The organism is Pantoea sp. SO10, from assembly GCF_005281435.1.
In the GTDB taxonomy this organism is placed as follows: domain Bacteria; phylum Pseudomonadota; class Gammaproteobacteria; order Enterobacterales; family Enterobacteriaceae; genus Pantoea; species Pantoea leporis.
The window spans coordinates 2,362,797-2,382,265 of the sequence record NZ_CP040095.1 but is presented as its reverse complement, the minus strand read 5'-3'; the positions used below and the strand labels follow the sequence as shown (position 1 = coordinate 2,382,265).

The following is a 19,469-nucleotide window of genomic DNA, read 5'->3' as shown; positions in this document are numbered from 1 at the left end:
TTCATCGATTATTGAGGGTACGCGACAGGGACGGCAGGTCGTTAAGGTCGATGCCTTTAACCTGACGGGCCACCTGTGCAGGGTGATGTCGGGTGATGGAAAGTGCCGCCAAAACTGCCGGGAGCGACAAAACGATAAAAATGGCTGTTTGCCCAGGGAACACGCCGAGCAGCACGCCGCCCAGCGACGAGCTGATAATGGCGCCGCTGCGACCAATGCCGTGCATCCAGCACACGCCAGTGGCGCGCATTTCGGTGGGATAAAAGGCCGGGGAGAAGGCCTGCAATCCGGTTTGTGCACCGTTGATGCAGACGCCGGCGAAGAACACCAGCAGCGCCAGTACATTCGGGCCAAAGCTCCAGATGCCCTGCGACACCAGGCAGAAGCTGCCCAGCAGATAGAACAGGGCGATAACATATTTCGCTTTGAAACGGTCCATCAGCCCACCAACCATTAAGCCGCCAAAGGTGCCGCCCAGCTGGAATAAGCCCGCCACAATCGCCGCACGCTCCAGCGTCACGCCGCCAGAACGCAGGATGGTTGGCAGCCAGCCGTTAAGCAGGTAGATGACGAATAGCCCCATGAAGTAGGTGAGCCATAACACCACCGTGCCGCCTGCATAGCCGCGGCTGAACAGCTGCAGCACCTGCGCCTTTTTCGGGATGATTGGCGCATTGAGCACAAAGGCGGTGCCAGCGGAGAACTCGCCGCCCAGACGTTTGAGCACGGCGGCAATCTTGTCGCGACTGACTTTGCGCACCACCATATACATCGCCGATTCCGGCAGCAGCCACAGCAGCAGCGGCAACATCAGTAGCGGCAGCAAGCCCCCTAAACCCAGCACCGCTTGCCAGCCAAAGTGTGGCAGCATGCCGGCGGCAATGAATCCGCCCAATCCGGAACCGATATTGAACCCGCTGTACATCACGGTGATCATCAGGCTGCGACGGCGTTCCGGCATATATTCCGACACCAGCGTGACGCAGTTGGGCATCACCGCACCGAGACCGAGACCGGTGAGAAAACGTAACACACCCATTTCCAGCGGCGTGCGCGCGAAGGCGCTCATCAGGCTGAAGCAGGCGAAGACGGCAATCGACAGCAGCAGCACGCGTTTGCGGCCAAATTTGTCGGACCACGGACCGGCAATTAGCGCGCCAATCGCCACGCCAAACATCGCGGCACCGAGAATCGGCCCCATTTCTGCATGGCTGATGCCCCAGTCTTCAATCAACGCGGGCGCAATGAAACCCATCGCTGCCGCATCGTAGCCATCAAACATGATGATGATGAAACACAGGCTGAGGGTCAGCCACTGGTATCCGGTGATCGGGCGGGCGTCGATCCAGCCTTTTACATCGATAATGTCGTGATTGCTCATAGGATACGCTCTGATTTTTTTATTAATAACGTTATCGGGTTGAGATTTTTTTCTGCCCTGACATTGGCCGGGGGCATCACTTTAACCCGATTGCAGGGGGGTGAGTTTTATAGTTTTTAGCTTTTAAAACAGCTTGTTGCATGTTTTTGTGTTCTTGCTTCCATAACCAAATTAGGGATGGCGTGCGAGTTTGTCTGCCATAAAATGGTTATGAAGGTATGAGTTTTGTTTATTTGGTGAGCTGTGTCGGAAAAATGAGAAGGCGTATCGAGGCTGAGGAATGGCGGGTATTGGGCACGGCAGAAGCGCTATTCAGAGCGGGCTGAAGAGCAGAATTTTGTCAGAGGGGGAAAAAGGGGGAAAGCAAGCGGAGAGCCGTTTGCGGCGCTCTCCGCCAGAGGTATTACATGCGTTCGACGGTTTTAATGCCCAGCGTATCCAGACCTTGCTTCAGCGTTTTCGCGGTTAACGCGGCCAGCTGCAGGCGGCTCTGACGGATGTTCTCGTCCTCGGCTGAGAGAATAGGGCAGTGTTCGTAGAAGCCAGAGAACTGACCGGCCAGATCGTACAGATAAGCACACATCACATGTGGCGTACCGTCGCGCGCGACCTGCGTTATCACTTCTTCGAACTGCAGCAGACGCGAAGCCAACTGCGCTTCACGCTCTTCAGTCAGCACGATGTCACCGCTCAGGCTATCGGCATCAATGCCGGCTTTACGGAACACCGACAGCACGCGCGTGTAGGCGTATTGCATATAAGGCGCCGTGTTGCCTTCGAAGGCCAGCATGTTGTCCCAGTCAAAGATGTAATCGGTGGTGCGGCTTTTTGACAGGTCAGCGTATTTCACTGCGCCGATGCCGACCACTTCCGACAGATCCTTCAACTCTTGCGCTGACATCTCTGGATTCTTTTCGCTGACCAACGCATGCGCGCGTTCAACCGCTTCATCCAGCAAATCGGCGAGGCGAATAGTGCCGCCGCTGCGGGTTTTAAATGGACGACCATCTTTACCTAGCATCATGCCGAAGGCGTGATGCTCAAGCGGTACCGATTCCGGCACGTAACCGGCTTTACGCACGATGGTCCACGCCTGCTGCAGATGCTGGTGCTGACGGGAATCGATGTAATAGAGCACGCGATCGGCATGCAGGGTTTCGAAACGGTATTTGGCGCAGGCGATGTCGGTGGTGGTGTAGAGATAGCCGCCATCTTTCTTCTGAATGATCACGCCCATCGGTTCGCCTTCCTTGTTTTTGAACTCATCAAGGAAAACTACCGTGGCGCCTTCGCTGGTCACCGCCAGGCCTTTTTCGCGCAGATCGGCGACGATGCCTGGCAGCATGTCGTTGTACAGGCTTTCACCCATTACATCTTTGCGCGTCAGCGTCACGTTCAGGCGGTCATACACCTGCTGATTCTGGCTCATTGTGATATCAACCAGCTTCTTCCACATGCTGCGGCAATATTCGTCGCCACCCTGCAGCTTCACCACGTAATTACGCGCGCGCTCGGCGAAGGCTTCGTCGGCATCGTAGGTCACTTTGGCTTCGCGGTAGAAAGCTTCCAGGTCAGCCAGTGCGATCTCTTCGTGATGTTCGTTCTGCTGCTTTTCCAGATAGGCAATCAGCATACCGAACTGCGTGCCCCAGTCGCCGACGTGGTTGGCGCGGATCACGTTATGGCCAAGGAACTCCAGCGTACGCACTGCGGCATCACCAATGATGGTGGAACGGACGTGACCGACGTGCATCTGCTTCGCTACGTTAGGCGCGGAGTAATCCACCACGACAGTTTGTGGCGCAACCGCACTCACGCCAAGACGCGGCAGCTGCAGCGCCTGCGCGGTTTGCGCCGCCAGCCATGCACGATCGAGGAAGATATTGATAAAACCGGGACCGGCGATTTCGACTTTGCTGGCGATGCCGTTAAGATCCAGATGCTGAATCACCTGCTCAGCCAGTTGTCGCGGTGCCTGACCGAGCTTTTTCGCTACGGCCATCATACCGTTTGCCTGGTAATCACCGAACTGTACCTTCGCAGACTGGCGAACCTGAGGTTCGCAATCGGCAGGCGCACCCGCCGCAATCATTGCCTGACTGACTTTGTCGGAAAGAAGAGCCTGAATATTCACCGCGTTACCTTCATATGCTGAAAAGGCCCGCCTGTAGGCGGCGAGCCGATGTCGTCATCCCGCAACTGCGCGGCGGGACGGAAAAATAAGAGGGGAAGTATACGTGAAATGTTAAAGTGAGTCAGCTATTCGGTATCTGATGACAGGCAACATCGGGCCCTCAGCGCCGATTAACGGCGCCGCGGGTGACGACGAGGATTTTTAACGCTTTTGTCTTCACGCACCTTCCAATGGCGGGAAATTGCAAATCCCATTAATGCAATCAGGACCGCGACAACAATGAGCATAGACATAAGGCCGTTCCTTGTAGTTGTGAAACCCAAATTTATAAGAAAGGGTATCAAGCTGCAATTGTTTGCAGCCTAAATAAGAGTTATCTCATTGTATTAACTATTGTTATTAATAACAGATAGTTAGGTCACTTTCATAAAGTTACTGCTGGACCTGATTTAGCGATAAATCCGAAATGAATGGTCTATTTATGCGGTTTTACGCCTTTTTGGCGCCTAAATCGGATGAATCCGACAATTTTGTCAAGCGGAATCAACGGTTAGCAAATTTCATATTGATTAGTAAACCTGAACTGAATTAGAGGTAAGGCATGATGCAGACCCACTTTCCTGTGGAATTGGATGATTTAAAACAAGACATGGCGCGTTTTGAACAATCGCTGATGAATTTTTCTGAGCGTTTAGGCATTAACCTGGCTGAACATGAAGCCGATCACGTCGCGGTGCGCTGCCACCAGTTTGCAACGGCAGAACGCTGGAAATCTGGCTTATTGCAGATCGGCACACAGTTTTCCGAGGCAATGATCAATGGTCGCCCGATTTGTCTGTTCAAACTGCATCAGCCACTGAACCTGGCGGGCTGGCAAATTGATGTGATTGAACTGCCGTGGCCAGGCGAAAAGCTGTATCGCCACGAAGGGTGGGAACATGTAGAGATTGTACTGCGTGGAGAACCGGAAACGCTGGGCATGCGGGCGATGGCGCTACTTTCTGATGATGCGCTGACACAGCCGGGCATCTCGTTTAAAACCAGCGCGCCCAAAGGCGAGAACGAGCGATTGCCCAATCCGACGCTGGCGGTGACGGACGGGCAAACCACCATTAAGTTTCATCCATGGCGACTGGAAGAGATTGTCACCAGTGAGCAGGCTTAACGCCGCGCTGCGACCGCTTTTTGCAAACGCGTGACCGCCTGTTCCAGCGTGGCGCGCGTACAGCCAAAGTTGAAGCGCACGAAATTATCATCGCCAAAATCGTGGCCCGGTGAAAAACCGAGGCCGTGCTGCTCGAAATACGCCATCGGATTGGCAACATCCAGTCTGCTGGCGTCGATCCACCCCAAATAGGTCGCTTCCGGCGCGGCCATCTGCAATTCTGGCAGTGCATTCACCTGCGCCACCAGCCAGTCGCGATTGGCGCGCAGATAATCCAGCTGCGCTGCCAGCCATGCATCGCCATCGCGCCACGCCGCTTCGGCTGCCACCAGCGCCAGAATATCCACGCCAGGCACGATACCTTCACGCACGCGTTTGAACCGCGCACGCAACTCCGGATTGGGAATAATCGCCAGCGACGCGCCCAATCCGGCAATATTGAAGGTTTTCGACGGCGACAGCAGCGTGATGCTCCGCTGTGCGGCATCTTCACTTAACGCCGCAAAGGGAATGTGCTGTGCGCCGGGTGACAGCAATAAATCGCAGTGGATTTCATCGGAGCAGACGATCAAATCATGCTGCTGCGCAAACGCCAGCTGCGCTTCCAGCTCGTCACGACGATAAACCGTGCCGCCCGGATTCTGCGGATTACACAGCATCAGCAGGCGTTCATTGCCCTGCATCGCGCTATTATCCAGATTCATCACCCAGCGATCGTCTTGTAAACGCAGCGGTAAATTTACCTGTGCGCGGTCGGCCAGCTTTGCTGCACCGCGAAACGGCGGATAGATCGGCGTCGGGGAAACGGTGGATTCGCCAGACTCCGTGAATGCGCGGACCGAAAGATTCAAACCGCACACTACGCCGGGCAATAACACAATCCAGTCCGGCTCAATCTGCCAGTTGTAGCGCTGCGCTAAACGCGAAAGTATGATATCAATCAATCCGGTTGGCGTTGCGCCATAGCCAAATACACCGTGCTCAGCGCGCTGTTTAATGGCCTCAATCACACTCGGCGGCGAACGAAAATCGCTGTCTGCGACCCAGAGCGGCAGCACATCGCGATCACCATATTTGTGCCATTTCAAACTATCGCTGTGACGACGGTCTATCCATTGATTAAAATCGAATGCCATAGTGCGAGTTCCACGTAAACTGTCCAATTAAGTAGACTAACTGAAGCATTCATCCCGAGCCAGAAGTCATGAGAAGGAGCATGGTATGACGAAACTGGAAATTTGTTGCTACGGCATCGACTGCGCAATGACTGCGCAGCTGTCCGGTGCCGATCGCGTGGAGCTGTGCAGTGCACCGCGCGAAGGTGGGTTGACGCCTTCAGCCGGCGTGCTGGAAGCGGCACGACGTGAAATTTCGATCCCGGTACATCCTATCGTACGTCCGCGCGGCGGCGATTTTTGCTACACCCACTTTGAGTTTGAGTCGATGAAATCGGACGTTGCGCTAATGCGTGAACTCGGTTTTCCCGGCTTAGTGATTGGCATGCTGGATGAAGATGCGCATGTCGATATTGCTCGTATGCAGCAGATTATGAAGCTGTGTGACGGCATGGACGTCACCTTCCATCGCGCCTTTGATTTATGCCACAGCCCGAAACGCTCACTTGAGGTGCTGGCTGATTTAGGCATCGCGCGGATCCTGACGTCTGGTCAGCAGCAGAGTGCCGAAGCAGGAATTGCATTATTAAGGGAACTAAATGAACACAGCACAGGTCCAATTATTATGGCCGGTGCGGGCGTACGTTTGAGCAACATCCAGAAATTCATCGACAGTGGATTGCAGGAAGTCCACAGCTCCGCCAGCCGTTTAGTCGCTTCGCCGATGCGCTACCGTAAAGCCGGTGTTTCCATGTGCTCCGAAGCGGAAACCGATGAATTCAGTCGCTATTGCGTTGATGGTGATGTGGTTGAAGCCATGAAAAGCATGACGCAGTTGAGCGCCGTCCGGGTAGCCTGAATTCCCCCCGATTTTGCCGCGCAGCACGCCAGCTCAAATGACGTGATGTTTGCAAGTACCAACCCCAGTTCTTCTAACTGGGGTTCTTTTTATCTGCAATTCCCGTGGAGATAGCGTGATCGCGTAAATGATGCTTTGATTACTCTATGGCTTCGTACGGATAACCTTCATGAAATCCATCCCTTATACCGTTTTAATGCTGCTACTCCCGTACTGCGGCGTCGCGCTGGCGGTCAGCACCGCGTGTCCGCCGATGAGCAAAAACATCACCAGCAGCAACAACTGGATCATGCTGGGTGGCGATGCCAAAGGCGCGGTGCGTCAGGTGGTGGCAGGCGAATTTGGCAAAGATGTGAACTCGCAAAAGCGCGTACTCGGCCAGTTTGATCAGTGCGGCGATTTGATGGTGGCCGATATCTCCTACGACAAAAATGAAGGCAATGTTCTATTGACGATGGAACAGCATATCGCCCGCGTTCAACGCGGCTGGGTGGCGGAATATGCCTACATGGTTAAAGTGATCAAAGCAGGGCAAGAGGAAGTGGTCGACAACCGCCAGGGCACCATCAGCTGGCAAATCGGCCAGCATGGCAACATCATCAGCTCATCCGATAAATTCACCAGCATGGGCAAAGATGGCCTTACCGATACCACTTATCGCTATGACAAACAGTTCAGAGTGGAAAAAAGCGTGGCGCGCGGCAGCGATAATATGACCAACGGCGAAAGCAGCTGGCGCTGGAATCCACAAGGATTGGTAACCTTATCCACCAGCGCGCGCAGCAAAGATACTTATAGCTATGATAACCAGTGGCGGGAACTGCGTTTGAACAGCACCGCGACCACGCCAGTCAGCACGCTGCGCTCGGTGGATGAGTGTCAGCTGTGGGATGAAGTGGGCAACTGCACGCTCAGTTATCTGCATGAAACCGAAGTGTTCGCCAAAGGCACCATTGAACGCCATCTCAGCTCCGCTTATAAATACCAATACTGGAACGCACCCAACGAAACCGCCGCACAAGATTAAAGCAAAACGAACAAAACCCACAAAACCCACATAAAGGCTGGAAACAAGGGCCGCGAAGTAAAGCTTCCGCCGCATGGACAAAACGCCGGGAGCGTTTTTGAACAACGCAAAGCGTTGGCCCACGAAGTGGGCGAGCCTCATGGATGAGGCGAGTAACCGGCGGCAGAGTCCACAGGGAAGTGTCCACGACGCCTTTACGCAGCGGCCCTTGTTTTCAGCCTGAAACGCACCGGAGCAATTGAGAACATCGCATGACACTAATTTTATCTTTCCTTTTCGCCATCACCATCCTCACACTCACGCCCGGTTTTGATACTGCATTAGTGCTGCGTTCTGCCGCCGCGCAAGGCTGGAAACGTGCCTGGGCTACAGCATTAGGCGTTACGCTGGGTTGTCTGGTGTGGGGCGTTGCGGTGGGTTTAGGCTTGGGCGCGCTGCTGCTGGCCTCGGAAATGGCGTATAACCTGCTGAAATGGATCGGTGCGGCCTATCTGCTCTATCTCGGTGTCAAATTACTCATCAACCCACGCACCCAAGCGGAAGAAGGGCAGCTCGCGCAGAGTAAAGAGCAAAGTTATGTTGCCTGCTTCACGCGCGGACTCTTTGGTAACCTGTTAAACCCCAAAGTCGGCGTATTCTACGTAACCTTTCTGCCGCAGTTTATTCCGGCGGGCGCGTCGGTGCCGCTGTGGTGTACGCTGATGGCGCTCACGCACATGGTGATTGGTTTGGTGTGGAATGCGGTGCTAATTGGCAGCAGCCAATACTTTGCGGCGCATCTGCGTCGCCCAGCGGTGCTGAAAGTGATGGATCGCCTGACGGGCTGCGTGTTTATTGGCTTCGCCGCGAAGCTGGCGCTATCGCGGCGTTAAACATTACGGCTTGCGCGCGACTAGCACGGCGCGCAGCGGGGCGGGATAACCTTCCACGGTTTTGGTGCTGTCGTTAGGATCAAGAAACTCGGCCAGCGACTCGCTGGTCATCCAGCTGGTGCGACGCTGCTCTTCCACGGACGTCACCGCGTAATCCGCGATGTGCACATCGACAAATCCGCACTTCTCCAGCCAGCTCTTCAGCGCCGCCGCAGAAGGGATAAAGTAGACGTTACGCATCTGCGCATAACGCTCACCCGGCACCAACACCGCGTTTTCATCACCTTCAATCACCAGCGTCTCCAGCACCAGCTCGCCGTCACTGACTAACTGATTTTTCAGCTGCATCAAGTGGTCGAGCGGCGAACGGCGGTGATAAAGCACGCCCATGGAAAACACGGTATCAAACGCTTGTAACGCCGGCAGTTGCTCAATGCCCAGCGGCAGCAAATGCGCCCGACGATCGTCACCCAACAGCTTACGCACCGCTTCGAACTGACACAAAAACAGCTGCATTGGATCGATGCCGACCACCAGTTTGGCGCCCGCGCCTATCATGCGCCACATGTGATAGCCGCTACCGCAGCCAACATCCAGCACCGTACGATGCTGCAACGGCGAAATGTGCGGCAACACGCGATCCCATTTCCAGTCGGAGCGCCATTCGGTATCGATCTCGGTACCGTAAAGCGAATAAGGACCTTTGCGCCACGGCATCAAATTGCGTAGCAGATTCTCAATGCCAAGACGCTGACGATCGGTCAGATCCTCAACATCGGCGCTCACGCTATGCAACAAATCCAGCTTCTGCGGCGTCAGCAGCGGCAGATAATCAACTGACTTCTCCCAGTCGCGGAATTTACCGTGCAAATTTTCACGCTGCCATGCGGCGACTTGCGCCGGTAACACTTCCAGCCAACTGGCGAGCGGGCCGGTGGCGATCTGCTGATAAAAACGGCCAAACTCAATCATTTCAACGCCACCAACGAACCAAAGTTAAAGCACTGGAACCACAACTCCGCATGTTTGAACCCGGCGGTTTTCAGGCGCGCTTTGTGCGCTTCAACGCTATCGGTCAGCATCACGTTCTCCAGCATGCTGCGTTTCTGGCTAATCTCCAGTTCGCTGTAACCGTTAGCACGTTTGAAATCGTGATGCATGTTAAACAGCAACTCGCCGACATCGGCATCTTCAAAACTGAACTTCTCCGACAACACCAGCGCGCCGCCCGGATTTAATCCGTCAACAATCTTCTTTAGCAGCTCGAGGCGTGCCGGTGGCTCAAGGAATTGCAGGGTAAAGTTCAGCACCACCAATGAGGCGTTCTCAATGTGGATGTCCTGAATATCTGCTTCGATCACCTGCACCGGCGTATCCGCGCGGAAGGCGTCGATATGGCGACGGCAGCGCTCCACCATCGCCGGTGAATTATCCACGGCAATAATCTGGCAGCCCGGCACATGAATATTGCGGCGCACCGACAGCGTGGCGGCACCGAGTGAACAGCCGAGATCGTAAACCTGGCTATTCGGCTGAACGAAGCGTTCTGCCAGCATGCCAATCATCGAAATGATGTTGGAATAACCCGGCACCGAGCGCTGAATCATATCGGGAAAAACTTCAGCTACGCGCTCGTCAAAGGTCCAGTCGCCCAGCTTATCGATGGGCGCGGAAAATAGCGTATCGCGATCAGACATAATGAAAAGGTCCGGAGAGAAAACGGAAAGGGCGCTATTTTGGCAGAAACGCGGGCAGGCTGCACCCTTTGCGTTGCGTCTAGAACAGGCTCGATTGCTGCGGCCAGTCGGGCAGATTGTGTAAGGTTGGTTCCAGCTGCTGCAACTGTGGCCACAATGCCTGAAGCAGCGGAAACACCTCGCCCATATCCGGCGTATGGATAAACAGCAGCGGATCGCTATCCCGCTGCCACGCTTGCAGCTTGCTGTGCCACGGCTGAAACAGCGGCACGCTCTCCGCCACGCTATCACTGCCAATGAAACGCACCATCGGTTGCGCACCGGTACGCACCACATGCAGCGGCACGCGCGGCTTTTGCGATCGAGCGTGCACCGCTGCGGCCGACGGTGAGGTGGAGGCATGCACCGGACGACTATCCAGCATCACCCGATTAATTTGACGCTCCAGCAAACCGCGATTCAGCGCGCGTTCAGCATCACCTTTGGCGAAAAATGCCTGATGCCGCACCTCGACGCCATAGCAGAAATTGCGCGGCAAACTATCGAGAAAAGACCACAAATCGCCGAGCTGAGCCGGTGAAAACGCCGCCGGCAGCTGCAGCCAGTATTGACCGATGCGCGTGCTGAGCGGATCGAGCAGGCGGAAAAACTCATTCAGCAACTCATCACAGTCGCGCAGCGCCGCTTTATGGCTGATGCTTTCGGGAAACTTGAAGCAGAAAAGGAAATCGTCGTGCGTCATGTCGCGCCAGCGCAGCACCACTTCCGGCTTTGGCAGCGCATACAACGTGGTATTACCTTCCACACAACCAAACAGCTGCGCGTAATCGGCTAAGGTCTCAATACCGAACTGTTTCCATTGCGGGTGCTGCCATTGCGGTAATCCAATACGAAGTGTCAACGCGAACTCCTGAATCCTTTAGGGCGGGAAAGGGCGGCTTAATGTAACCTGTTTTGATGTCGGCAGGAAAAACAGCGCGATAAAGCATAATGTTTTGTCCGCTTTGATCGGGCTCCACTTATCCTGCCTGGGTTTTTCCATTATAATAGCCGCCTTTTTTGCGACAGCATCTCAGAAGGTTACGCGGCCTGATGCTGTTTGGCAGCAGCGGCGAAGTTAAAAGGATACGTTATGCGTACAGAATATTGCGGACAGCTCAATCTGTCTCACGTGGGTCAGCAAGTCACTCTCTGCGGCTGGGTAAATCGCCGTCGCGATCTGGGTAGCCTGATTTTTATCGATATGCGTGACCGTGAAGGTATCGCGCAGGTGTTCTTTGATGCCGATCGTCAGGACGCTTTCCAGCTGGCATCTGAGCTGCGTAACGAATTCTGTATCCAGATCACCGGCACCGTGCGTGCACGTGACGAAAAGAACAAAAACAGCGATATGGCGACCGGCGAAGTGGAAGTGTTTGCCCACGAGCTGAATATCATCAACCGCGCTGAACCGCTCCCGCTGGACTCTAACCAGGTCAACAGCGAAGAAGCGCGCCTGACCTATCGTTACCTGGACCTGCGTCGTCCGGAAATGGCGCAGCGTTTGAAAACCCGCGCTAAAATTACCAGCTTCGTGCGTCGCTTTATGGACGACCAGGGTTTCCTCGATATCGAAACGCCGATGCTGACCAAAGCCACGCCTGAAGGCGCGCGTGACTATCTGGTGCCAAGCCGCGTGCATAAAGGCAAGTTCTACGCGCTGCCGCAGTCGCCACAGCTGTTCAAACAGCTGCTGATGATGTCGGGTTTTGACCGCTACTATCAGATCGTTAAGTGTTTCCGTGACGAAGATCTGCGTGCCGATCGTCAGCCAGAATTCACCCAGATCGACGTGGAGACCTCTTTCATGACCGCAGAGCAGGTGCGTGAAGAGATGGAACGTCTGATTCGTGAACTGTGGATCGATATCAAAGGCGTGGATCTCGGTGACTTCCCGCAGATGACTTTTGCGGAAGCGATGAACCGTTACGGCTCAGATAAGCCAGACCTGCGTAACCCAATGGAGCTGGTCGACGTTGCCGATCTGCTGAAAAACGTTGAATTCCAGGTGTTTGCCGGTCCAGCCAACGATGCCAAAGGCCGCGTGGCGGCTCTGCGCGTACCGGGCGGCGCTGCGCTGACGCGTAAGCAAATTGATGAATATGGCGAATTTGTCAAAATCTATGGCGCCAAAGGTTTGGCGTGGATGAAAATCAACGAACGCGCGAAAGGCTTCGAAGGCGTACAAAGCCCGGTTGCCAAGTTCCTCAGCGCAGAAATCGTTGAAGACATTCTCAACCGCACTGGCGCCCAAGATGGCGACCTGATCTTCTTCGGTGCGGACCGCGCCAAAGTGGTGGCGGATGCGCTGGGCGCGCTGCGTCTGAAAGTGGGCCGCGATCTGCAGATTACAGATGACAAAGCCTGGGCGCCGCTGTGGGTGATCGACTTCCCAATGTTTGAGGAAGATGATGAGGGCGGCCTGGCAGCGATGCACCATCCGTTCACGTCGCCGAAAGACCTGAGCGCAGAACAGCTGGCAACCGATCCGGTACAAGCGGTAGCCAATGCTTACGATATGGTGATTAACGGCTACGAAGTGGGTGGCGGTTCCGTACGTATTCATAATGGTAAAATGCAGCAGACGGTATTCAGCATCCTCGGTATTACTGAAGAAGAGCAGCGTGAGAAGTTTGGCTTCCTGCTCGACGCACTGAAATACGGTACGCCGCCGCACGCGGGCCTGGCGTTCGGCCTGGATCGTCTGACCATGCTGTTGACCGGCACCGATAACATCCGTGATGTGATCGCGTTCCCGAAAACGACTGCCGCCGCGTGCATGATGACCGAAGCCCCAAGCGAAGCGAATCCCGCTGCGTTGCTGGACCTCGGCATTCTGGTGGCGCCGAAAAAAGAAAAAACAGAGAACAAATAATGGGCTTTAAACATCCGGTTTCGGTGCTGGTGGTGATTTTTGCCCGCGATACCGGCCGGGTGTTAATGCTGCAGCGACGTGATGACGACAGCTTCTGGCAATCGGTCACTGGCAGCCTGGAAGCGGGCGAAACCCCGCGCCAGGCAGCTCAGCGCGAAGTGTTAGAAGAACTCGCCATCGATATTGCGCACGAAAAGCTAGTGCTGGACGATTGCCACAAGCAAATCGAGTTTGAGATCTTCCCGCACTATCGTCATCGTTACGCACCGGGCACCACGCACAATCGCGAACACTGGTTCAGGTTGGCTATACCCGCAGAACGCGACCTGCTGCTCACCGAGCATCTCGCCGCGCGCTGGCTCGAACCCGCCGCTGCCGCAGCCCTCACCAAGTCCTGGAGTAACCGCCAGGCGATTGAAGAATTTATCTGAATGCTCGCCGCCGCGCGTTTTTCCGGTGGCGAATGCATTAAGTTTTATGAATCTGGTGAGTTTTCAATGAACGCACCGAACAATATCGAACAGTCAGGCGTAATCGGCGCCGCGAGGTTGTTCACCGCCAGCGCACAGCAACCGGAGCGTACTTATGTACGTGAGGATTGCGAGCACTGCCGGGGGACAAGATCGCAAGTAAGATAGCCTGCACCCAGTAAAAGATCGGAGATAAAGTAAGATGGCTGGACACAGTAAATGGGCGAACACCAAGCATCGTAAAGCTGCTCAGGACGCTAAGCGCGGTAAAATCTTCACCAAAATCATTCGTGAGCTGGTCACCGCCGCGAAACTGGGCGGTGGCGATGCGGGTTCTAATCCACGTCTGCGCGCAGCGATGGACAAAGCGCTGTCTAACAACATGACGCGCGACACCATGAACCGTGCCATCGCACGCGGCGTGGGCGGTGAAGATGATTCCAACATGGAAACCATCATTTATGAAGGTTACGGCCCGGGCGGCTCAGCAGTGATGATTGAGTGCCTGAGCGACAACCGCAACCGTACCGTGGGCGAAGTGCGTCATGCCTTCACCAAAACCGGCGGCAACCTCGGTACCGACGGTTCGGTTTCTTACCTGTTCAGCAAGAAGGGCGTAATCTCCTTCGCGCCAGGTCAGGACGAAGATGCGGTGATGGAAGCGGCGCTGGAAGCCGGTGCAGAAGACGTTGTGGCCTATGACGACGGCGCGATTGATGTCTTTACCGCGTGGGAAGAGATGGGTGCGGTGCGTGATGCGCTGGAAGCGGGCGGTCTGAAAGCCGACTCGGCTGAAGTCTCGATGATCCCTTCCACTAAAGCCGAAATGGATGCCGAAACCGCGCCGAAACTGCTGCGCCTGATCGACATGCTGGAAGACTGTGACGACGTGCAGGAAGTTTACCATAACGGTGAAATCTCTGATGAGATCGCAGAAACGCTGTAATGGCGTTGCTTAAAACCCCACTCACCGGAGACGCGCCGTGGCGATAATTCTCGGGATCGATCCCGGCTCGCGCGTCACCGGCTACGGTGTTATTCGCCAAACCGGCCGCCAGCTTACCTATCTGGGCAGCGGCTGTATCCGCACCAGCGTCACCGATCTGCCGACGCGCCTCAAACTGATCTACGCGGGCGTCAGCGAAATTATCACCCAGTTCTCACCCGACTATTTCGCCATCGAGCAGGTGTTTATGGCCAAGAACGCTGACTCAGCGCTGAAGCTGGGCCAGGCGCGCGGTGCGGCGATTGTCGCGGCGGTGAATCATGATTTACCGGTGTTTGAATATGCGGCGCGCCAGGTGAAGCAAACCGTTACCGGCACCGGCGGCGCAGAGAAAAGTCAGGTGCAGCATATGGTTCGGACCTTGCTAAAACTGCCGGCCAATCCGCAGGCGGATGCCGCCGATGCGCTGGCCATCGCCATTACGCATTGCCATATGAGCCAAAACGCGGCGCGTATCAGCGATACGAAACTGGTGATGACGCGCGGACGTATGCGATCCGGTTAGCGGAAACGAAACGCGGTATGAGGCTGGATATTCATCCAGCCTTTTTTATGGTATATAAACAGGCTTACTTATCAGATTAAGGAATTGCTCAGGTGATTGGTCGTTTACGAGGCAACATTCTGGAAAAACAGCCGCCGCTGGTGTTGATTGAGGCGCACGGTGTCGGTTATGAAGTGCACATGCCAATGACCTGCTTTTACGAGCTGCCGGAGATCAATCAGGAAGCGATTATCTTTACGCAGTTTGTGGTACGCGAAGATGCGCAGCTGCTGTTCGGTTTCAATAACAAGCAGGAACGCACGCTGTTCCGCGAGCTGGTGAAGGTGAATGGCGTTGGGCCAAAACTGGCGCTGGCAATTCTGTCTGGCATGTCGGCCCAGCAGTTCGTGACCGCCGTTGAGCGACAAGAGATTGCCTCGCTGATCAAACTGCCGGGTGTGGGTAAAAAAACCGCCGAGCGTTTGATTGTGGAGATGAAAGACCGCTTTATCGGCATGCACTGCGATCTGTTTGGTGGTGATTCAACCTTTACGTTGACCACGCCATCCGCTGCACAAGACAATAACGACGCTGAAGCCGAAGCGGTTTCAGCGCTGGTGGCTCTGGGCTATAAACCGCAGGAAGCCAGCCGTATGATCAGTAAAGTCGGTAAACCGGATGCGGATTGCGAAACCCTGATTCGTGAAGCCCTGCGCGCAGCTATTTGAGGTAAAGCATGATTGAAGCCGATCGTCTGGTCTCGGGCAGTTCCTTTAATGAAGAAGAAACGCTCGACCGTGCCATTCGTCCCAAGCTGCTCACGGAATATGTTGGCCAGCCGCAGGTGCGCGAGCAAATGGAGATTTTCATCCAGGCTGCGAAACTGCGTGGCGATGCACTCGATCATCTGCTGATTTTCGGCCCGCCGGGATTGGGTAAAACCACGCTGGCTAACATCGTCGCTAACGAAATGGGCGTCAATCTGCGCACCACGTCCGGCCCGGTGCTGGAAAAAGCCGGCGATCTGGCGGCGATGCTCACTAACCTCGAACCGCATGATGTGCTGTTTATTGATGAGATCCATCGACTGTCGCCAGTGGTGGAAGAAGTGCTGTATCCAGCGATGGAAGATTATCAGCTGGATATCATGATTGGTGAAGGTCCGGCAGCGCGTTCGATTAAGCTCGATCTGCCGCCGTTTACCCTGATTGGTGCCACGACGCGCGCCGGTTCTTTAACTTCGCCGCTGCGCGACCGTTTCGGCATCGTGCAGCGCCTTGAGTTCTATAACGTGCCCGATCTGCAGCATATTGTGGGTCGTAGCGCGGCCTGTCTTGGCCTGGCGCTGAGCGAAGAGGGCGCGCTGGAGATAGCGCGTCGTGCACGCGGAACGCCGCGTATCGCTAACCGTCTGCTGCGCCGCGTGCGTGACTTTGCGGAAGTGCGCGCCAACGGCAATCTGAGCGGCGAAGTATCAGCCAGCGCGCTGGATATGCTTAACGTCGACAGCCAAGGTTTCGATTACATGGATCGCAAACTGCTGCTGGCGATTATCGATAAGTTCTCGGGTGGTCCGGTTGGCTTAGATAACCTGGCAGCGGCGATTGGCGAAGAGCGGGAAACTATTGAGGATGTGATTGAACCCTTCCTGATCCAGCAAGGATTCATTCAACGCACGCCGCGTGGCCGGATGGCCACGCAGCATGCTTACAAACACTTTGGTATCAGTCGCGAAGAGTAAACCGGCGTTATGCCGCCGGTTTTTTTGCCATGCTAATGATGAACAATAATGCCGCGCATAACACCACTGAAGGACCGGCTGGCGTATCGTAGCTGGCGGAGAAGGTCAGTCCACCGGTCACTGCGATAATACCTGCAATTACCGCAAAACCGGCCATCTGTTCTGGCGAGCGCGAAAAGCGACGTGCCGTCGCCGCCGGGATAATCAGTAACGACGTAATAATCAAAGCACCGACAAACTTCATCGCTACGCCGATGGTTAATGCGGTGACCAGCATCAACATCAAACGCGTGCGCTGAATGTTAACGCCATCCACCTGCGCCAGCTCCGGGCTAATGGTCATCGACAACAGCGAATTCCACTGCCACGCCATCACCGCCAGTACAATCGCCACGCCGCCGCCCATCATCCACAAATCATCGGGCGTCACCGCCAGCAGATCGCCAAACAGGTAAGCCATCAGATCGACACGCACGCCTTGCATCAGACTGACGACCACTAAACCCAGCGACAGCGCACTGTGCGCCATAATGCCGAGCAGCGTATCAATAGCCAGATGCGGGCGTCGCTCCAGCCACACCAATCCCAACGCCAGACACACGGTCACCAAAATCACCGCATAGTAAGGATTCACGTTGAGCAGCAAACCAAACGCCACGCCCAGTAAGGACGCATGCGCGAGCGTATCGCCGAAGTAAGACATGCGGCGCCAAACCACAAACGAGCCAAGTGGACCGGCCGCCAGCGCCAGCAACACGCCGCCCAGCCAGCCAGGTAATAACAGTTCAATCATGACGGGCCATTTCCCTTGCGCAGAACAATGCGTCCCTGTAAATCGTGACGGTGATTATGATGATGACGATAAATCGCCAGCTGCTGCGCGCCGCGTGGGCCAAACATCGCAATAAACTCGGGATGTTGTGACACCGCTTCCGGCGTGCCTGAACAGCAGATGTGATGGTTGAGACACAGCACTTCGTCGGTTTTCGCCATCACCAGATGCAGGTCGTGTGAAACCATCAGCACACCGCAGTTCAGTTCGCGGCGCAGCTGATCGATCAAATCGTACAGCGCGACCTGGCCGTTGACATCAACGCCTTGTGTCGGCTCATCCAGTACCAAAAGCTGCGGTTCATTGAGTAATGCACGCGCCAGCAAAACACGTTGTGTCTCACCGCCAGAGAGTTTTTGCAGCGTTGCATGCAGCAGATGCCCGGCCTGTACGCGCTTGAGCGCCGGCAAAATGGCATCGCGTTTGGTGCCGCGCGACAGGCGCATAAAGCGTTCCACGGTGATCGGCAACGTTGGGTCGATGTGCAGTTTTTGCGGCACGTAGCCGATACGCAAATCAGCGGCGCGCTTGACGCTGCCGCTGGTGGGTTTCAGTAGCCCCAACACCGCGCGAACCAGCGTGGATTTACCGGCGCCGTTCGGGCCGAGCAGGGTGAGAATTTTCCCCGGCTCAAGTGCGAGGCTTATACCTGCAAGCACCGGACGCTGGGAGAACTTCACAGAAATGTTTTCAAGGGTAACAAGTGGCGACATGTTATTTACGGGTTGCATTGAATTTCGAATGTTATAATATCACATTCCATCAACGGGTCACGATGGAATGACGTATTATGTTACACAATAAAAAGCGCCTGATTTTCACCCTTACTGCTGCGGCAATTGGCGCGGCAAGCGCATTACCCGCGCACTCCGCAGTTGTCGCTTCAATCAAACCTATCGGATTTATCGCAGCGGCTATCGCAGAGGGTATTACGCCGGTTGAAGTATTGCTGCCTGATGGCGCCTCAGAGCATGATTATGCCTTGCGTCCCTCTGATGTAAAACGTATTAAAAACGCAGACTTAGTGGTGTGGACAGGCCCAGAGATGGAAGCCTTTCTTACTAAGTCAGCGGCCGAATTACCCGCCAGTAAAAACCTCGAAATTGCCGCATTGCCGGGCATAAAACCGCTATTGATTAGCGGCGATGATGAAGATGAGGAACATGAGCATGGTCACGATCACGATCATGACTCAGAAAATTCCGAAGACCAGGACGGGTCTCATGCGCATCACCACCACGGACAGTTTAATATGCACCTGTGGATGTCCCCTGACATGGCCTTACAATCTGCGGTTGCAATCCATGGAAAATTATTGGAACTTATGCCGCAAAGCAAAGCCAAACTTGACGCTAATCTGCAGGAATTTAAGGCAGAATTAGCCGATGCAGACAAACACATCGGCGCGCAACTCGCGCCTGTGCGGAACAAGGGTTATTTCGTTTTTCACGATGCTTACAGCTACTTTGAAAAACATTACGGTTTGTCACCTTTAGGTCATTTTACCGTCAATCCTGAAATCCAGCCGGGCGCCCAGCGTTTACATCAAATACGAACACAGTTGGTTGAGCAGAAAGCCGTTTGCGTTTTCGCTGAACCACAATTCAGACCGGCCGTCATCGATGCCGTGTCCCGTGGAACTTCCGTACGTAAAGGCACGTTAGATCCGTTGGGTATGGACATCAGCTTATCCAAAGACAGCTACGTGAAATTTCTTTCACAGCTGTCGAGCCAGTATGCGAGCTGCCTGAATGGAGCATGAGGAATAGGTA

Annotated in this window: 20 protein-coding genes; 11 read left to right on the top strand and 9 right to left on the bottom strand. The window is 54.9% G+C overall.

What is annotated here, in order from left to right; all coding sequences use genetic code 11:
• Position 1: 1 nt before the first annotated feature.
• The 3 genes from FCN45_RS11115 to FCN45_RS23815 all read right to left on the bottom strand — a co-directional run bounded on the left by FCN45_RS11115 (position 2) and on the right by FCN45_RS23815 (position 3,808).
• Positions 2–1,381: an aromatic acid/H+ symport family MFS transporter gene (locus tag FCN45_RS11115; protein WP_110866319.1), complete on the bottom strand. Its 1,380-nt coding sequence runs from the start codon at positions 1,379–1,381 to the stop codon at positions 2–4.
• A gap of 403 nt (positions 1,382–1,784) precedes the next feature.
• Complete coding sequence (gene argS / locus FCN45_RS11110) at positions 1,785–3,515, bottom strand: arginine--tRNA ligase (RefSeq protein ID WP_137385950.1); 1,731 nt, start codon at positions 3,513–3,515, stop codon at positions 1,785–1,787.
• A 170-nt stretch (positions 3,516–3,685) separates the two neighbouring features.
• Entirely contained in the window at positions 3,686–3,808 is a 123-nt protein-coding gene (locus tag FCN45_RS23815) for a hypothetical protein (protein WP_007889544.1), read from the bottom strand.
• A 311-nt stretch (positions 3,809–4,119) separates the two neighbouring features.
• Here FCN45_RS23815 and FCN45_RS11105 point away from each other — a divergent pair, with 311 nt between their 5' ends.
• Complete coding sequence (locus tag FCN45_RS11105; RefSeq protein WP_137386881.1) at positions 4,120–4,680, top strand: VOC family protein; 561 nt, start codon at positions 4,120–4,122, stop codon at positions 4,678–4,680.
• Here FCN45_RS11105 and FCN45_RS11100 read toward each other — a convergent pair.
• Positions 4,677–5,816: a MalY/PatB family protein gene (locus tag FCN45_RS11100; RefSeq protein WP_137385949.1), complete on the bottom strand. Its 1,140-nt coding sequence runs from the start codon at positions 5,814–5,816 to the stop codon at positions 4,677–4,679. The two genes, FCN45_RS11105 and FCN45_RS11100, sit on opposite strands and share 4 nt — an antisense overlap.
• 85 nt (positions 5,817–5,901) lie before the next feature.
• On the opposite strand from FCN45_RS11100, the gene cutC reads away from it, so the two are divergent.
• From cutC to FCN45_RS11085, 3 genes are all read left to right on the top strand, one after another.
• A complete protein-coding gene (gene cutC, locus FCN45_RS11095) occupies positions 5,902–6,654 on the top strand; it encodes a copper homeostasis protein CutC (protein ID WP_101764150.1) in 753 nt (250 codons plus the stop codon).
• 169 nt (positions 6,655–6,823) lie between these two features.
• On the top strand, positions 6,824–7,681 hold the full coding sequence (locus tag FCN45_RS11090; protein WP_137385948.1) for a hypothetical protein: 858 nt from the start codon (positions 6,824–6,826) through the stop codon (positions 7,679–7,681).
• 251 nt (positions 7,682–7,932) lie between these two features.
• The gene (locus tag FCN45_RS11085; protein WP_137385947.1) at positions 7,933–8,553 is read left to right on the top strand and encodes a LysE family translocator; all 621 of its coding nucleotides are present in this window, start codon (positions 7,933–7,935) and stop codon (positions 8,551–8,553) included.
• A gap of 3 nt (positions 8,554–8,556) precedes the next feature.
• Here the strand turns inward: FCN45_RS11085 and cmoB are convergent, their stop codons facing one another.
• The 3 genes from cmoB to FCN45_RS11070 form a co-directional block, all read right to left on the bottom strand.
• Positions 8,557–9,525, bottom strand: coding sequence for a tRNA 5-methoxyuridine(34)/uridine 5-oxyacetic acid(34) synthase CmoB (gene cmoB, locus FCN45_RS11080; protein WP_137385946.1), 969 nt, complete (start codon positions 9,523–9,525; stop codon positions 8,557–8,559).
• Positions 9,522–10,250, bottom strand: coding sequence for a carboxy-S-adenosyl-L-methionine synthase CmoA (cmoA, locus tag FCN45_RS11075; protein ID WP_137385945.1), 729 nt, complete (start codon positions 10,248–10,250; stop codon positions 9,522–9,524). The genes cmoB and cmoA overlap by 4 nt, the downstream gene beginning before the upstream one ends.
• Positions 10,251–10,329: 79 nt before the next feature.
• Positions 10,330–11,151: a DUF72 domain-containing protein gene (locus tag FCN45_RS11070; RefSeq protein ID WP_137385944.1), complete on the bottom strand. Its 822-nt coding sequence runs from the start codon at positions 11,149–11,151 to the stop codon at positions 10,330–10,332.
• A 231-nt stretch (positions 11,152–11,382) separates the two neighbouring features.
• Between FCN45_RS11070 and aspS the strand changes: the two genes are divergently transcribed.
• The 6 genes from aspS (at position 11,383) to ruvB (ending at position 16,865) form a co-directional block, all read left to right on the top strand.
• Positions 11,383–13,164, top strand: a complete 1,782-nt coding sequence (gene aspS / locus FCN45_RS11065) for an aspartate--tRNA ligase (protein ID WP_137385943.1) — start codon at positions 11,383–11,385, stop codon at positions 13,162–13,164.
• Positions 13,164–13,595 carry a dihydroneopterin triphosphate diphosphatase gene (gene nudB / locus FCN45_RS11060; RefSeq protein ID WP_008110490.1) on the top strand — a complete coding sequence of 144 codons (432 nt, stop codon included), beginning with the start codon at positions 13,164–13,166 and terminating at the stop codon, positions 13,593–13,595. The genes aspS and nudB overlap by 1 nt, the downstream gene beginning before the upstream one ends.
• A gap of 241 nt (positions 13,596–13,836) precedes the next feature.
• Entirely contained in the window at positions 13,837–14,580 is a 744-nt protein-coding gene (locus tag FCN45_RS11050) for a YebC/PmpR family DNA-binding transcriptional regulator (RefSeq protein ID WP_007889557.1), read from the top strand.
• 37 nt (positions 14,581–14,617) lie between these two features.
• Positions 14,618–15,145: a crossover junction endodeoxyribonuclease RuvC gene (gene ruvC / locus FCN45_RS11045; protein WP_008110486.1), complete on the top strand. Its 528-nt coding sequence runs from the start codon at positions 14,618–14,620 to the stop codon at positions 15,143–15,145.
• Between the two features lie 92 nt (positions 15,146–15,237).
• Positions 15,238–15,852: a Holliday junction branch migration protein RuvA gene (gene ruvA, locus FCN45_RS11040; protein ID WP_137385941.1), complete on the top strand. Its 615-nt coding sequence runs from the start codon at positions 15,238–15,240 to the stop codon at positions 15,850–15,852.
• A gap of 8 nt (positions 15,853–15,860) precedes the next feature.
• A complete protein-coding gene (ruvB, locus tag FCN45_RS11035; RefSeq protein WP_007889560.1) occupies positions 15,861–16,865 on the top strand; it encodes a Holliday junction branch migration DNA helicase RuvB in 1,005 nt (334 codons plus the stop codon).
• Positions 16,866–16,872: 7 nt separating this feature from the next.
• On the opposite strand, the gene znuB is transcribed toward ruvB, so the two are convergent.
• Entirely contained in the window at positions 16,873–17,658 is a 786-nt protein-coding gene (gene znuB / locus FCN45_RS11030) for a zinc ABC transporter permease subunit ZnuB (protein WP_137385940.1), read from the bottom strand.
• On the bottom strand, positions 17,655–18,410 hold the full coding sequence (znuC, locus tag FCN45_RS11025; RefSeq protein WP_101764609.1) for a zinc ABC transporter ATP-binding protein ZnuC: 756 nt from the start codon (positions 18,408–18,410) through the stop codon (positions 17,655–17,657). Before znuC ends, znuB begins: the two co-directional genes overlap by 4 nt.
• A gap of 77 nt (positions 18,411–18,487) precedes the next feature.
• Here znuC and znuA point away from each other — a divergent pair, with 77 nt between their 5' ends.
• Positions 18,488–19,459 (top strand): zinc ABC transporter substrate-binding protein ZnuA, encoded by a 972-nt coding sequence (gene znuA / locus FCN45_RS11020; RefSeq protein ID WP_137385939.1) that lies wholly within the window; start codon positions 18,488–18,490, stop codon positions 19,457–19,459.
• Positions 19,460–19,469: the final 10 nt, after the last annotated feature.